Origin of the sequence: Desulfothermobacter acidiphilus (assembly GCF_052073645.1) — a bacterium.
In the GTDB taxonomy this organism is placed as follows: Bacteria; Bacillota; Desulfotomaculia; order Desulfotomaculales; family Ammonificaceae; genus Desulfothermobacter; species Desulfothermobacter acidiphilus.
The window spans coordinates 1,314,468-1,329,299 of record NZ_CM125440.1 but is presented as its reverse complement, the minus strand read 5'-3'; the positions used below and the strand labels follow the sequence as shown (position 1 = coordinate 1,329,299).

The 14,832-nt window shown below is 59.4% G+C and carries 12 protein-coding genes; 11 read left to right on the top strand and 1 reads right to left on the bottom strand.

Annotated elements, in window-relative coordinates:
* Positions 1-504: 504 nt before the first annotated feature.
* On the top strand, positions 505-777 hold the full coding sequence (locus ACTLLP_RS06855; RefSeq protein ID WP_441058278.1) for a lysylphosphatidylglycerol synthase domain-containing protein: 273 nt from the start codon (positions 505-507) through the stop codon (positions 775-777).
* A gap of 47 nt (positions 778-824) precedes the next feature.
* Here ACTLLP_RS06855 and ACTLLP_RS06850 read toward each other — a convergent pair whose 3' ends face one another.
* Complete coding sequence (locus ACTLLP_RS06850; RefSeq protein WP_441058276.1) at positions 825-4,118, bottom strand: S8 family serine peptidase; 3,294 nt, start codon at positions 4,116-4,118, stop codon at positions 825-827.
* A 465-nt stretch (positions 4,119-4,583) separates the two neighbouring features.
* Here ACTLLP_RS06850 and ACTLLP_RS06845 point away from each other — a divergent pair, with 465 nt between their 5' ends.
* The 10 genes from ACTLLP_RS06845 to csx2 all read left to right on the top strand — a co-directional run bounded on the left by ACTLLP_RS06845 (position 4,584) and on the right by csx2 (position 14,831).
* Positions 4,584-4,988: a hypothetical protein gene (locus tag ACTLLP_RS06845; RefSeq protein ID WP_441058274.1), complete on the top strand. Its 405-nt coding sequence runs from the start codon at positions 4,584-4,586 to the stop codon at positions 4,986-4,988.
* A gap of 105 nt (positions 4,989-5,093) precedes the next feature.
* A complete protein-coding gene (locus tag ACTLLP_RS06840) occupies positions 5,094-6,404 on the top strand; it encodes an RNA-guided endonuclease InsQ/TnpB family protein (protein ID WP_441058272.1) in 1,311 nt (436 codons plus the stop codon).
* 77 nt (positions 6,405-6,481) lie between these two features.
* Entirely contained in the window at positions 6,482-6,862 is a 381-nt protein-coding gene (csx15, locus tag ACTLLP_RS06835) for a CRISPR-associated protein Csx15 (RefSeq protein ID WP_441058270.1), read from the top strand.
* A gap of 36 nt (positions 6,863-6,898) precedes the next feature.
* Positions 6,899-8,707: a type III-B CRISPR-associated protein Cas10/Cmr2 gene (cas10, locus tag ACTLLP_RS06830; protein ID WP_441058268.1), complete on the top strand. Its 1,809-nt coding sequence runs from the start codon at positions 6,899-6,901 to the stop codon at positions 8,705-8,707.
* Positions 8,704-9,867 (top strand): type III-B CRISPR module-associated Cmr3 family protein, encoded by a 1,164-nt coding sequence (locus ACTLLP_RS06825; RefSeq protein ID WP_441058266.1) that lies wholly within the window; start codon positions 8,704-8,706, stop codon positions 9,865-9,867. The genes cas10 and ACTLLP_RS06825 overlap by 4 nt, the downstream gene beginning before the upstream one ends.
* A complete protein-coding gene (gene cmr1 / locus ACTLLP_RS06820) occupies positions 9,864-11,183 on the top strand; it encodes a type III-B CRISPR module RAMP protein Cmr1 (RefSeq protein ID WP_441058264.1) in 1,320 nt (439 codons plus the stop codon). The genes ACTLLP_RS06825 and cmr1 overlap by 4 nt, the downstream gene beginning before the upstream one ends.
* Positions 11,184-11,198: 15 nt before the next feature.
* Positions 11,199-12,098 carry a type III-B CRISPR module RAMP protein Cmr4 gene (gene cmr4, locus ACTLLP_RS06815; protein WP_441058262.1) on the top strand — a complete coding sequence of 300 codons (900 nt, stop codon included), beginning with the start codon at positions 11,199-11,201 and terminating at the stop codon, positions 12,096-12,098.
* Positions 12,085-12,471, top strand: a complete 387-nt coding sequence (gene cmr5, locus ACTLLP_RS06810; RefSeq protein ID WP_441058260.1) for a type III-B CRISPR module-associated protein Cmr5 — start codon at positions 12,085-12,087, stop codon at positions 12,469-12,471. Before cmr4 ends, cmr5 begins: the two co-directional genes overlap by 14 nt.
* Positions 12,468-13,466, top strand: a complete 999-nt coding sequence (gene cmr6 / locus ACTLLP_RS06805; RefSeq protein WP_441058258.1) for a type III-B CRISPR module RAMP protein Cmr6 — start codon at positions 12,468-12,470, stop codon at positions 13,464-13,466. The genes cmr5 and cmr6 overlap by 4 nt, the downstream gene beginning before the upstream one ends.
* Before the next feature lie 30 nt (positions 13,467-13,496).
* On the top strand, positions 13,497-14,831 hold the full coding sequence (gene csx2 / locus ACTLLP_RS06800) for a TIGR02221 family CRISPR-associated protein (protein WP_441058256.1): 1,335 nt from the start codon (positions 13,497-13,499) through the stop codon (positions 14,829-14,831).
* Position 14,832 lies beyond the last annotated feature (1 nt).

Below are 14,832 nucleotides of genomic sequence, written 5' to 3'. Positions count from 1 at the left end.
TGTGTCAACTTAAAGCTTACAGGATGGGGTTCTCAGGGTGGTCAACTTTTTCGTTAGCGTCAGGGGCTAAACTGGTCAACTTTTATGTTAGCGAAAACAGTAACGGCTACAAATCAGGAGAACTCACTCCCCCTCCAGGCAAATAAGAGGAGATTCGAGGGGGTGGGGAACGATTATAGCCAGACTACCCTAAACGGCGGGACTAACACGGAACTGTTTTTTACAACGGCGGTCTGGCCTGGTTGATAAAGCAGATTCTGAACCAGATCTTCACAGCTCAGGTTACTAAGCAACTTAAGGTCAAACCCTGGGGACGCACGAAAGAAAGACATAGCTCCCATGATAAGGCACCAAGAAAGGTCCATGATAATCAAAATTGGCTGACTCGTCTAGAAGGTACGCCGGATCAGATCCGGCGAGTTTCTCTACAAAATACATTTGAGCACCAACCTGGTGGACTGAGTAGGCCCTGTTGGTAGCTCTAATGAGACGATTGTTAGTGGGGTGTCAGCTTACGCTGCTGTTTTTCTTTTCATAAACCTGGGGCTACTCCTTCCTTCCTCGCCAGGCGCCCTGGGAGTGATGCAAGTGGCCTTCTGGCTGGCCTTGCTTCCTTTCGGTGTATCGAAGGAGCAGAGCTTGGCCCTGTCCTTCGCCTACCAGGCCGGGCTTTATCTTTTCACGCTGGCGGTGGGCCTGCCCTTCTTCCTGCTTTACCGGTCCGGGCAACCTGCCTCAGCCCCATCCACCGAGCAAAACGTTCCTGTTGAGCAATAGAAAGGGGGACACCCGTTAGAGGTGCCCCCTTTGAACTCCTCAGTGGCTTACTGCGCCGGCTCGATGGAGATCAGCCGCAAGAGCTTGCCCCGCATGTAGATGTTCGGCCCGCCTTCCAGGTATCCCTTCACGGTGACCTCTTTGCCTTCGCTTTCCCGGAGCGCCTGGGTGGTGAGGGTGTCCGCCTGGTCGGGCAGGAGAACGTAGATGTCCTGGCCCGCCACCAGCTCCCAGTGAGGCTTCTCGATGGTGCTCCAGGTGAGCTGCCCCTTGAGGGTCACCGTTTCCACCCAGAGGCCGAGACGCTGGGCCACCCGGTAGAGGATGGCGGCCATTTGGGCCCGGGTAACCTTCTGCTGGGGAGCGAACTTGCCCTCTCCTACCCCGTAGACCAGCCCGGCGGCCGCCGCGGTGGCCACCGCCTGCCGCGCCCAGGGGCTGATCTCTTCGGCGTCGCGGAAGTTAGGTGCCATCTGCCGCTGGGGGATGCCGGCCAGCCTGAGCGCCACGGCCGCCAGCTCCTCGCGGGTAAGGGTATCCTCAGGACGGAACTTATCGCCGTCTCCCACCATAATTCCTCTCTGGCTGACCGCCGCCACCGCCTTAGCGTACCAGGCGTCAGGGGAGACGTCACTGAAGTGAGGCGGCGTTTGGGCTTCCAGTCCCAGCAGGCGGCAGATCATGGCCGCCAGCTCCGCCCGGGTTATCGCTTTATCGGGGCGGAAGGTCCCGTCGGGGTAGCCGCCGACCACTCCCCGGGCTGCCAGGACGGCTATGTCCTTGGCCGCCCAGTGTCCAATGACATCGGGGAATTCTTTCCGCACCGCCAGCACGGCGTAGTTGGAAAAATGCTCCAGCTCCACCACCACCCGCGAGCTCGCGAAATCCAGACGGCCGCCCACCGGCTGCCAGGTGCCGTCAGCCTCTTGACGGAAGGCCAGGCAGCAGAAGGGGCTCAGGTCGCCGAGCTTGGCCGAATCGAAGGCCAGGGCCACCCTCACCGGCTTGGCGGGCTGGGCATCGCTTTCGATGCTGACCACCGGCCCCGCGGCCAGCAGACCCGCGGGGAGCTTCTCCGGCGCTTCGGCGGCGATTTTGACCGCTACCTTCGTTCCCGCGGGCAGAGCTCCTGCGGGTATCTCCAGAGAAGCCTTCCCGTCGGGAAGGGACAGCTGCTGCCTGTCACCGGTGGTGACCAGCTCCGCCACGCCGGGCGGCGTCTCTTCCTTCTTGGCAGGAGCTCCGCCCCCGCCGCCACCACCTCCTCCGCCGCCACCACCTCCTCCGCCGCCACCACCGCCACCACCAGCTCCGCCACCGCCGCCAGTTCCCCCGCCGGGAGCGGGCAGGGAGCGGACGTAGTTCACGACGTTGTAGGCGTTGAGGGTGCCGCCGGAGGCCACTTTGCCGTTAAGGCCGGGGAGGGGAGTCACCTGCGACCTCAAGATGCTGATTAGCTGGCCGGGGCTGAGGTCGCTGCGCAGGGAGAGGGCCAGGGCGGCCGCGCCGGAGACGAAGGGTGCTGCCATGGAGGTTCCGGACCAGGCTTCGTAGGGCTGGTAGGAGAGCACTACCCTGGCGTAGGGGGCTGCCGGTGCCAGCACGCTGGCGCGGTTGTAGAGGTTCATCAAGTAACTGGCTCCGGTGTACGGGTCGTACACGCCGGCAACTACCGAGGGACCGTCCCACCGGTTGATAAACTGCGCTCCCAGGTAGTTACGGTAGAAAGGCGCGCTTTCGATCCCGTAGCCGGCGTACCGGCCGCAGAGGAAGAGCTTGCCGCCGCCCGCCAGGTACTGGCCGAGGTTGTTCTGATCGGTGCTGGTCAGGTTGGGTATCCAGGTGGAGGGATTGCTGGGGTCGGCGCTGTTGGGGTTGCTGCAGTAGGCATAGCCGGTGAACCAGATGACCCCGCTGTAAACGGTGGCGTCCACCGCCGGGCCGTCGGCACCGCTGGGCACGGTGTAGAGGGTGTAGACGTAGCCGGCCGTGCTGAGAGTGTTGGTGTAAATAGAGCTCACATCGGGGAAGTAGCCGGGCTGGCAGTCGTTAACCAGCAGGAGCGGCTTGGTTTGCGTGAGCGCCGGGGTTATGCCCAGGAAACCATAGACCGTTCGCACGATGCTGTCGTAAACTGCGCCCGTCGTGGAGGTGCCGCCGGAGGGATCGTATAAGTCCTCCGCGCCGAAGCCCCAGAACATAACCTTGTAGCCGGAGCTCGGGTTATAAACCGCCAGGGCCACACCGCCGCCGGGTGGGGGAGAGGGAACCGTGCTCAGGATGTTCTCTCCGGGGGCGGCTAGGGCCGCGGAGCTCGGCCCGTAGTTGGAGAAAGAGGCCAGGTTTCCGGGGGAGCGGAAGGGATCGGCCAGGGCCGCCACGGCGATGACGTTGGGCAGGGCGGCGAGGTTGTAAACCGCCCAGTTAACAGTAAAGCTGGCTGGGTCGGTCAGCACCTGATCGTTGTTATTGGCTTCGTTTCCCGCCGCGGCCACGAAAAGGACGTCCGGGTGGGACTTTATGGCCTCGTATTCCAGGTAATCGGGCCCGCAGCCGGTGCAGCCGAAGCTCATGTTGACGATCTTGGCCCCGTGGCTGGCGGCGTAGTTGATGCCTTGCACGATCTGTGCGGAGGTTCCCCAGCCGTCGGCGTTCATCACTTTAACCGCCATGATCCTGGCCTGCGGGGCCACTCCCACCCCTCCCTGGCCGTTGAGTTCCGCAGCGATGATGCCCGCCACATGGGTGCCGTGGCCGTTATCGTCCATCGGGTAAGGATCGTTGTTCACGAAGTCGTAGCCCGGAGTGCCGGTTTGCGGGTCGTGCCACATGTTGTCCTTCAGATCCGGGTGGTTGTAGTCCACGCCGGTATCCAGCACCGCCACGGTTATTCCGTTGCCCTGGGTGTACTGCCAGGCGGCTTCCGCCTGCACCCCGTAGGTCGGGTTGGTTATCCCCCAGTTGGCCAGCGGATCAATTGGGATGGCGCGGATGCGATAGATGTAGTTGGGCTGGGCGTATTCCACCCGCGGATCGTTTTTGAGCTCCGCCACCGCCTGCCGGATGTCCGCTCCCGTCTTGAGGAGGGCTGCGCCGTGCGGCAGCTGCCGGGCCATTTTGAGACCCAGGCGAGCGTGCTTGGTCGCGAGCTCGGTTGCCGCTGCTTCGAAGGTTTTTGCCTCCAGCGCGTCTTTTTTGAGCTTCACGATCACCTCACCGGGGACGTACGTCTGCGCGGGAGGTGCCGAAGCAGGTGCGGCCACTGCGGGCGGTACCTGGCTCAGCACCAGGATGACCGTCACCAGCAAGCCCAGAAGCCTTAACGAACTCCTTTTTCTCAAGCTACCACCTCCGGGTTCAGGTTTTTGCATCCTGGGTTTCCTGTTAAAGTAATCTCGGCCACCGAAGAGCAGAGCTTTAATTGCCTTCTGCCGGCGTAGAGGTGGGGAGTTCGAAGGGCGGAAGCGGCGGAAAGTTGCGAAGGTTCTGATCTTTCAGCCGGATCTGCACTGGTGAGAAACTAGGAGAATTTGGTTACTTTTTGCTTGACAGGTGCGTGAGTTGGATGTAAAATTTCCATCAAGCGACAGCGGAAGCAGTTTTTTGGCGCAAGAAGCTCTCTTCCTAGTCTCCTTTCGTGAAAATAAGTTTTGGCTGGTACAAAGCGCACGGAACTTTTTACCTGTGGGGTTGTTAGTAGCTAACCAGTTTGCTGCACTATCCTTGGTGATTGCCTAATACATCGAGGTATAGCGGAATATGTGCGTACAGGGTGGCAAAGAAAACAGAGGAGGAGCTCTCCCGCCTTGATACTGACGACCAGCTTAAGACTCCCTGACAAACTGGTAGGGCCCTTGATGAACCTCACTGCCCTGGGCCTTAAGCTTCAGGAGCAGGTGCTGGAGAAGTACTGGTCATCTGAAGGCCTGGAGGCTGCGGCCACATCTTCAGGCAAGGCGTGGAAACTTTTAGACACAGAGCTTTCCTGCCCGCAGGACGTTTACATCCCCAGCCGCGTCTGGCGCTGCATTCTGGAGTCGGCAGGACGCCTCCTGCGCTCCATGGCCGAGAGGAAGCGCATCTTTGAACTCCTCCTGCCTTGTTTCTCAGGCCAATCTAAAGACGCCGCAAGGGAGTTCTATGAACTGCTTAAAAAGAGGACGGGGAGCAGGAAAAGTTCGGCTACCTCTTCAACGTGGCCGAAGCCATAGCTAGCTTCTATGCAGAACACGAGAGGCTGCCGCAGGACTTCTTTGAGCTTCAAAGGAGACCTGAACCTAAGGCACCATGTTCCGGAAAGAAAGGAGGTGAAAAGTTTGGCCTGGAGCGGTAAGCCACACCCCCACCGGCTCCTTTTGACCAAACAGTTCCCGCTGGGCCTGGAACTGCTGCCCCTCTTTCAACCTCTCATGCAGGCAGCAAACCGCATCTGGAACTCCTGCGTCTGGCACAGCCGCAAGACCTTCGAGCAGGAGGACCGCTGGCCGACGGAGGGGGAACTCAAGGCGAAGTTCAAAGCTTTCGCTGCATGGAAGGAACTCCACTCCCAGTCGGCCCAGGCGGCGGTGGAGGAGTACTTCGAGGCCGTGTCTGCCTACCGCAAGCACAGGGAGAACGGTCGTGCTGAAATGAACCCGCCGGGCTTCAAGCCGAAGGGCCACCTTCGCACCGTCGCCTGGAAGAGGCAGGGCTTCGGTGTCGACGGCAACACCCTCGTGTTGAAGCTCTCCCGGAAGAAGGAACCCATCAAGGTTGCGCTGCCCGGAGGCTGGAATGTGGTCACCCTGCCGGACGGCACAGAGGTGAAGGGCGTCCCGGTCGAGGTCAAGGTGAAGGCGGTCGTCCGCCGCCGCAGAGTGGAAAACCTGGTGCTCCACGTGACCCTCGACCTGGGAGTGATGCTCGTAGACCTTACGGGTGCCGTCTCGGCCTACGACTACAATTCCGCCATGTTCGCGCGGGCCATGTCAGAAGGACATCTGGACCTTTTCGTCTGCCGGGAGCTCCTTTCCCTGGTGCAGTACAGGAACAAAGCCATAGCGGAGTTCCAGGAAAAAATGAGCCGCTTGAAGGAAGGCTCCCGCAGGTGGAGGAGGTGTCTTTCCGCAAAGGCGTGTGTGTTAAAGAGGCTCGACCGCTGCATAAGGCAGATGGAGCACGCCCTAACGAAGTCCTTCGCAGAACTGGACGAAGCAGAGGGTGTTGCCTTTGCGGTAGTGGGGGACTTAAACGGCCTGCGCCGCTCTGCCCGTACCGGGATGAAGGGCAAAAAAGCAAGCCAGAAGATCAACCAGATGGCCTACGCCCGGTTACACACAGAGCAGTGCTATAAGAACCTCATGAGGGGTGTGCAGACTGACCCCTGGACTGAGAAGAACACATCTTCCACATGCTGTCTCTGTGGTGCCCGCAACCCTGCCTGGCGGAGACACCGCGGTCTGTGGGTGTGCGGGAAGTGCGGGCTGGTCCTGCAGGCCGACCTCAACGGCGCGGCCAACCTCTTAAAGCAGTACCTCTTCGGCAGCTGCACCGGCAGGGAGCTGCCCTTTGCCTTCAGGGAAGTACGGGTCTGGCGTTGGGACGGGAGGCGCAACAGGTTCGTACAAGTATCGTCAAGGGCCGCGTGAGCGGTACCTGACGTAGTCGGGATGGCAGTGACAGTCCCCTCCGGGAGGTCCTCCGGCGACGGGTTCAAAAGGACCGCTTGCACCGGTGTAACCCGGCACCAGTACCTGGGAAAGGGAAATGTGCCGCCAGGAAGCCCTACACCTTTAGGGGTAGGGAGAAAGTCACAGAGGTCGACGCGCAGATTGATTCCCAGGAACCCATCGTTCCCCAGATAGCGGCCATGGTCGATCGGGTGGGGCTTACGCCGCAGGAATGGCAGACCCTTCCCATTATCATTAATCCTCCCTCACTGAATTTCAGCGCGGTGGTGCTGATGGCCGAGCTCCACGGGCATTGCGGTTATTTCCCGGCGGCGGTGCGCCTGCGTCCCGTGCCCGGCTCCGTACCGCCGAGGTTCGAGGTGGCCGAGATCGTGAATCTTCAGGCGGTGCGCGAAGAGGCGCGGAAGCGACGGTAGCCGGGCTAAGCTTGCCAAAGGGGGTGCAGAAAGCTTATGGAAGAAACCCACCTGATGCTTATCCACTTGGGTCCGGTGCAGGATTTCATTTCCGCTGCCCGGCGCAGCCACGATCTGTACTTCGGATCCTGGCTCTTGAGCGAGCTGGCGAAGGCGGCCGCGAGGAAGATCGTGGAGGAACACAAGGATGATATTTCTTGCCTCATCTTCCCCGCCCCCGAAAGCTCGGACCGGCTTAAAGATCCTCAATTCAACTCGCCTAACCGGGTTTTAGCCGTGGTGAAGACTCCTCCGGAAGAGCTGGCCAAACGCGTGTGGGAGGCGGTGCTAGAACGCCTAAAGGAAATCCGGGAGGAAGCCTACAGACAGGTACGAGGCGAGTTTGATCGAAGCGTAGCCGAGCAACAAGTAGAAGATTTTCCGGAGTTCTTCTGGGCTTCTTATCCTCTCGATGCCGGCTATGAACGGGCGCGCAGCGCGGTTGAGGCTTTGCTGGCGGCCTGCAAGAACACCCGCGATTTTGCTAAGGCGGCATGGGGAAGTAACAAGCCCAAGTGCTTTCTCTGCGGCGTACGGGAATCGGTAATTCCCGAAGATCCCGAAGAGAACTTAAAGAGAATGAACGAAGCCGATCTCTGGAAAAATTACCGGATCAGACCCGGAGAGCGTCTTTGCGGGGTGTGCTTGCTCAAGCGCAACGGCACGCGGGAGGAGGGACGGTATTTCTTCAGTACCTCTCACGTGGCCGCCCTTCCTCTGCTGGACACGCTCACCGAAGAGTACCGGCCGCTGGTGGAGGAGTACCTGAGCAAGCTAAAAGAGCTCGGTGTTCCCGATGACGCTCTGAAAACGGTCGACCCTCCCCACCCCGCGTTCGGTTCCTGTGACGGGGAATTCCTCTTTGAAGAACGGCTGCGCGAGTTCTTTAAGGAGGATAAAGAGAAGCTGAAGAAAGCCCAGGAGGCGCTACGTGATTTTCTGGAAAAGGCCTTTAACGGAAATAGACCGTTCCCCTACTACGCCCTGCTTTTGGCCGACGGCGATCATATGGGCAAGGTCATCGACGCCCAGAGCTCACCCGAAGGGCACCAGAAGCTCTCTCGTAAACAAAGCGAGTTCGCTTCCGAAGCCCGGAAAATTGTGGAGAAGCATAGAGGAGCTCTGATCTACTCGGGCGGCGACGACGTGCTGGCCCTAGTGCCCTTGCACAAGTTGCTAAAATGCGCCCGCACTCTTTCCGACACCTTCCGCGCGAAGCTCTCCGAATTCAAAGCGAAAGATGGCGACGAGGAAATCCCCCCCAGTCTGTCTATGGGCATCGTCATAGCCCACCACCTCACCCCCCTGTCCGACGTGCTGGAACTGGCGCGCAAGGCGGAAAAGGCCGCCAAGGAGCTGGAGGGGAAAAACGCTCTGGCCGTACTTTTGAGCAAGCGATCCGGGGAAGAACGTACGGTCAGGGGCCACTGGGGAGAGCTCGACCAACAGCTCGAGTGGCTTGTGAATCTGCACCGGGAAGACGCTATACCTGACGGGGCCGCCTACGAGTTGAAGGAGTTAGTTAGGCGGTTGAAGACGGAGGATAAGGAGTTGCGGGGTGTGCTGGAAAAAGTAGCTCAAGCGGAGTTCGAGCGCATCCTGCTCCGGAAGCGAGCCAAGCGCGGCGCCGAGGTGCTGGAGGAAAAGATCGTTAAGGGACTGAAGCGGTTTGTCGGGGAGGACAGCGCCTCCATCGAAAAGATCGAGCAGCTGGCCGACAGCTTGATCATCGCCGGGGAACTGGCTCGGGCTTTAGATCTGGCGGAAAGAGCTTCGGCCACATCGAAGGAGGTTCGGAAAGGATGAACCTGTGGATTATCGAGCCCAGGGATCCTTTGATCGTCCGCGATGGCCGTCCCTTTGGTCCCTTCCCGGGGGCGCGGGCGAGGTCTTTGGACTTCCCCTTCCCGTCCACCATCGCGGGGGCGGTCCGGACGCGTGCTGGTCTGGATGAAAAAGGCTTTTTTCAGGAGGATAAAGAGGATAAGATCGAAGAGCTCAAGAAAATCCAGGTCAAGGGGCCGCTGCTGGTGGAACTGGACGATCGGGGTGAAATTGCCTGCTGGCTGGTTCTGGCGCCTGCCGACGCCCTTCTCCTCGGTTCCGAACGGGAGCTAATGCTCAAGCGATTGGTCCCCCTCCAGCTTCCGGAAGGAGCTCAAACCAATCTTCCCGATTCTTTAGAGTGGACGGTGGGGCTTACCCGTCGCGACCCACGCAAGCCCTTCGGCCGGGCTCCCCGGTACTGGTACTGGGAGTTCTTCGAGCGGTGGCTCCTGGCTCCAGGGGAGGACAAGGTCTCTCTGAACGAACTGGGGCACGACGGCCCGGTACGGGAAAGTCGGATGCACGTGGGCATAAAGCCGAAAACGAGGACGGCGGACGAGGAGAAAGGAGCTCTTTTTCAAACCCAGGGTCTGGAGTTTACCTCCGCGCGGGAGAAGCTCTCCGGAGCTCGGCGCCTGGGGCTGGCGGTGGCCACCGACGCTTCCGGGTTGAAGCCGGGGCTCGCTCCGCTGGGGGGTGAGCGGCGCCTGGCCTTCTGGCGGCCGAGCGGCAAGCCGCTCCCGCCCATTCCTAAAGAGCTGGTGCAGCAGATTGTCAAGCAAAGGAGTTGCCGCCTCATCCTGCTCACCCCGGCGTACTTCGAAGAAGGATGGAAGCCCTCCTGGCTACTAGAAGAGCGCGAGGGGGTGAAGCCTCTCTTGGAAGCGGCAGCTTTAAAGAGGTACGAGACCGTTTCCGGCTGGGATTTGAAAGAGCGCAAGCCCAAGCCCACGCGGCGTCTGGCACCGGCGGGAACGGTTTACTTCTTGAGGCTTGAGGGAGAAAAAGCGGCCGTCCAGAGGTGGGTGGAGAAGATCTGGCTGGAGTGCGTGAGCGACGGGGAGCAGGAGCGCCGCGACGGCTTTGGCCTGGCGGTCTTAGGCACATGGGATGGAAATCCCCAGGGAATGGAGGTGTGATTGTCGTGCGGCAAGGCCCCAAGGATAAAGAAGGAAAAGAGATGATTCCGCCCGAGGTTAAGGTACGCCTTGTAAGACAGGTGCGGCGGTACGAACTGATCACGCCCCTTTTCGGCGGCGGAGTGGAGCCGGGGGAGGCCGACGAGTTGACCGTCATCCGGGGGCCGGAAATCCGGGGGCATTTGCGCTTCTGGTGGCGCGCCACCCGGGGCGGGAGCTCTAATGGTGATTTGAATGAGATGAGGAAGAGAGAGGAAGAAATCTGGGGCGCGGCCTCCAAGCCGTCGCGGGTGGAGGTTAGAGTGGAGGTAGAAGATCGGGGCAAGGAGGAGAAGCCCTTTGAGTCTTCTCAAGGCGAAAACGGAAAGCTCAGGGTCAGGCCCAAGGAAAATGTGGCCCCTTCCTATACCGCTTTTCCTCTCCGGCCGCAGGATAAAGAAATAAAATCCGCCAGCAGCACCGATGACCTCGAAAAACTGTTGAAACCGCTGCGCGACGGCGTCCACTTCCGCCTGGAACTCGTCTATCCCCAGGAACTCAAGGAGGACGTGGAGGCGGCCCTCTGGGCCTGGGAGACCTTTGGCGGTGTCGGCGCCCGCACCCGCCGGGGCTTCGAGGCCTTGAATCTCCTCGAAGTTGATGGCGAACCCGTGCCGCTGCCTAAGTGCAGTGAAGTGGAGGACAAGATCCGGAAAGAGTTGGGAAAATACGTAGTGAAGGGCAAGTGGCCGGAAGGCGTTCCCCATCTTTCCCGAGCTTTACGGATGAAAGTCATTGCCAAGAATTTCTCTGAGCCCAAAGAGGCCTGGGACCATTTGATTGGGAAACTGAAAGAATTCCGGCAATACCGACACCGCAGAAAATCCGAGAAGACTCCCGGGCGCAGCTTCTGGCCCGAGCCGGACGCCATCCGGAAGCTCACCGGCCGCCGGAGCCACAAACATAAAGATCCGGTCTCTTCGGTGAGAAAATTCCCGCGGGCGGCTTTGGGCCTTCCCATCGTGTTTCACTTCAAGGACGAAAAGGCTGGCGATCCCTACGACACCACCCTGGTAGGGGAGAATCTGCAGCGCCTGGCCAGTCCTCTTATTTTGCGCCCGCTGGCCTGCGCGGACGGCGCGGTGGGCCTGGCCTTGATTCTGGAAGGCACAAGTATAGAAGAATTTCTAAAGAAGGACAAGCTGTTTCTCAAGAAAAAGGACGATCCTGCGACAAAGTGGGAGGTAGATGCATTACTCACTCCTACCGAAGCTAAAGAAATTAAGCCGCTTGGCGACAAGCCGGATGTCCTACAGGCTTTTCTTGACAGACTCTGAAAGGAGGGTTCAGCGTTGGAAGCACGCCTGCTTTTTGTTCACGCGCTTTCCCCGCTTCACCCGGGTGTGGGACAGGGGGCGGGAGCCATCGATCTGCCGGTGGCCCGGGAAAAGGCTACAGGCCTTCCTTATCTTCCGGGTTCCTCCCTCAAGGGGGTGCTGCGGAGTGAATGTGCCGATGTGAATACCCGGAAAAAGGTCTTCGGCCCCGACACCACCGAGGCTCACGAGCACGCGGGGGCGGTGCAGATCACCGACCAGCGGCTGCTGCTTTTCCCCGTGCGCAGCCTGAAGGGAACCTTCGCCTGGGTCACCTCACCCTTCGTCCTGCGCCGATTTCTCCGCGACGCCGGTGTGGTAAAAGGCTTGGAGGGGATTCCCGACCGGGTACCCGAGCCCCCCTGCCCGGGTTCCTGCCGTGTTTCCGGAGACAAGAGCTCCCTGGTGCTGAACGGAAAGGTTATTCTGGAGGATTTGGATCTCACTGCCGAGCAGGACGACGACGCCTGCAGGTGGGCAGTGTGGCTGGGCCGGCAGCTTTTCCCTGACGATTCCACCTGGCAGAGCATCCTGGCCGCGCGCTTCTGCGTGGTTCACGACGAGGTGCTGGGCTTTTTGCTGGAGACGGCCACTGAAGTTTTCACCCGGGTGCGCCTCAAGGAGGAAGAGAAGACGGTGGAAAGGGGTGGGCTCTGGTACGAGGAGGCTTTGCCCGTCGAGACCGTCCTCGCCGGGCTGGTGGTGGCCACGCCGGTCGTGGCGGGCTCGCTGGGCAAAGTGGAGCCCAGCGAAGTGTTTGAAACGGTCGATGAACTAATCAAAAAGCCTTTGCAGCTGGGCGGCAAGGCCACCGTCGGCCGGGGTCTCTGCCGCCTGTGCCTGGTGGGAGGGGAGCAAAGCCGTGAAAACGCGTAAGCAGGAGTACGCGGCCAAGATCTTTAAACAGGTGAGCCGGGTCAAACAAGAGTACCAACAAGAGTACCATAAGAAATATGGTTCTCTGTCTCACCGTTTGCCGGTGCTGGTGCGCGCGGCGGGGCTGGCGCAGGCTCTGGCTTTTGTCGAGGCCCGGGGGAAAGATCCCGGACAGCAACTGCTGCGGGACATCGCCGAAGTGGTAGGGGCAGAAAGCAAAGAAGAGCTTCTCAAGCGCAGTCGCGAGGCAGAACTCCTGGAGTACGTGGATTTGACCCGCAGGGTCCTGGCGGCGCTCGACTGGTACCGGCGTTTTGCCCAGTCAGTGCTGAAGGTGGAGGCGGGCGAGGACGGAAAGGAGGTCAGGGAATGAGCACGAGACGGGCAAGCCTTGTTGGAGTAGGGAAAAATGCAACCACCAACGCCGGGCTCTGGTTAGACAAGTATATAGTCAATCAGGCAAGAGAAGATACCGAAAGACGCCGAGAATTAGTAAGGGAAGTTTGCGACATACCTATGCCATCGGAGTACGAACGCTGGTTTGAGCGCTGGAAAAAGGCTCTGGAAGACTTCGGGGCTAAGTGCCGGGAGGCCGAGGTTCAGGGTCGCATGGTCGTTGGCCTGGGAGGAGAGAGCGTTCTAGAGACCGCCGTTACCCTGCACCGCACTTACGGTGTTCCCTACATCCCCGGAACCGCGCTTAAGGGTGTGGCCGCTTCTTTCGCCCGCCAGCACCTGGGGACCGAGTGGCAGCCCGGCTCTCCGGCTTATGAAGTGGTGTTCGGCACCACCGAAAAAGCAGGGTACATCACCTTTTTCGACGCCATGCCTCTGCCGGAGAACCGGCTCTTGTATACCGATGTGATCGCCGTGCACCATCCGGACTATTACCAGGGGAAGGGCAAGCCCCCGGCCGACTGGGACAACCCCGAGCCTATTCCTTTTATATCGGCCACCGGGAAGTACCTGGTGGCGCTGGCCGGCCCTTATGCCTGGGTGGAAAAGACCTTTGAGATTCTCCACCACGCTCTACGCCATCTAGGGGTGGGGGCCAGGACCTCCAGCGGCTACGGACGGCTGCTATTGAACTTGGGTTCGCCCACCGACACCCCAAACCAACCTGTCGATCCAGCGGAGAAAATGATCGACCAGTTGATTGAGCAAATAAGGGGATTAAAATCTTCAAAAGTACCGGGGAGCATCAATGCCTTTTACGATCAGTGGCTCCAGCTGGAAGTCGGCCCGGAGGATAAGCGCCGGGTGGCGGAGGCCATCGTGGCCAAGATAAAAGAGGCCGGGCGGGAAAAGCAGTCGCGGAGCCAGGAATGGTACCAGGAGCTCCTGAAGAGTTTGGGGCAAAAGGAGTAAAGTTCCGGTTTTCACAGGGGAGGGGTATTGATGGGCAATGGCTCCCAGTTGGTGGCCTTCAGCAGTATCGGCAAAGGTGATTATAAGGAAGCGGAGTATTTTGCTCAAGAAAGCGGGAGCTGCCGCACGCGCTTTTTTTCTGTGGCGGTGGCTTACTTGTTTAAACCGGAGAGACTCTTCCTTGCGGTGACATCTGAAGTAAAGAATGACGAAAATTATCTTCGTATGAAACAAGAGCTAGAAGACCGGGGGCTGAGTGGTATTGTAAAGGAAATAGTGATACCCCCAGGCAGGAGTGAAGAAGAACTCTGGAAAATCTTCGATCTGGTATCCGAAGCTATACCTGAAAGAGCCAGGGTTATTTTCGATATCACCCACGGCTTTCGTTCGCTCCCGTTTGTATTTTTGGGGGTTGTAAATTACCTTGGGCTGACAAAAGCTGTTCGTCTGGAGCGTATTGTCTACGGTGCGTTCGAGGCGAAGGAAGAAAGGGAGGGCGACATACCTCGTGCTCCTATATTCGATTTGACCATGCTCGTGGAACTGCAAGATTGGCTGCAGGCGGTAAACGCTTTTATGCTGCGAGGTGAAGGACAGCGCCTGGCCGAGCTGCTAGATGAGGCTCACAGACGGCCGTGGCGCTCTAGAGCACAGGAAGATTTGCCGGACAAGCTTCAGAAGATGGCAGGGAACATTAAGCAATTCTCTGACTCAGTGCGTTTGCTCCGTCCTCTGGAAGCTTTGGGCGCCGCGGCGAGGGTGCAAAAGCTGTTGCCGGAGGTAAAAAAGGAGGCGGAGCGCTGGGCCAAACCTTTCGGGTATATCCTTTCTCGCATCGATCAGGAGCTTTCTCCCTTGGCAACGGAGCAGGCAGACACGCTTACCCAAGAAAATCTCGAACGGCAGCTGGCGCTTATCGATTATTATCTCCAGAAAGACCTGGTGGTCCAGGCTGTCCTTTTGGCGCGGGAGTGTATGGTCAACTGGCTGGCCTGGCGAGTGAGGGAGCCCAACTGGCGTAAGCAAGAGGTGCGTGCGGGGGTGCTGGAGGCAGTCCTGAACGCAGCCGCGTCTAATCAGACGGCGATGGGGGCGAAAAGGCCAGGGTCGGAGGAGCTAGAGAAGGAAAAAGAGGGGCTATCGAAGAAGAAAGAAGAAATATTGCAGCGATTTAACTCCTGGCCCGAGGCAAAGAAAGCCGCCGATCTTTGGCATCGACTAAGAGAGTTGCGGAACGATGTGGCCCATTGTGCATTTAGGGACAGCGTGGCTTCGCCAGAGGCGGTAAAGAAAAACGCTAAGGAACTGAAACAAGAGTTGAACGCTCTGCTCGAGCAAGAAAGTTCCGGCGGGAACGATGCTTGAG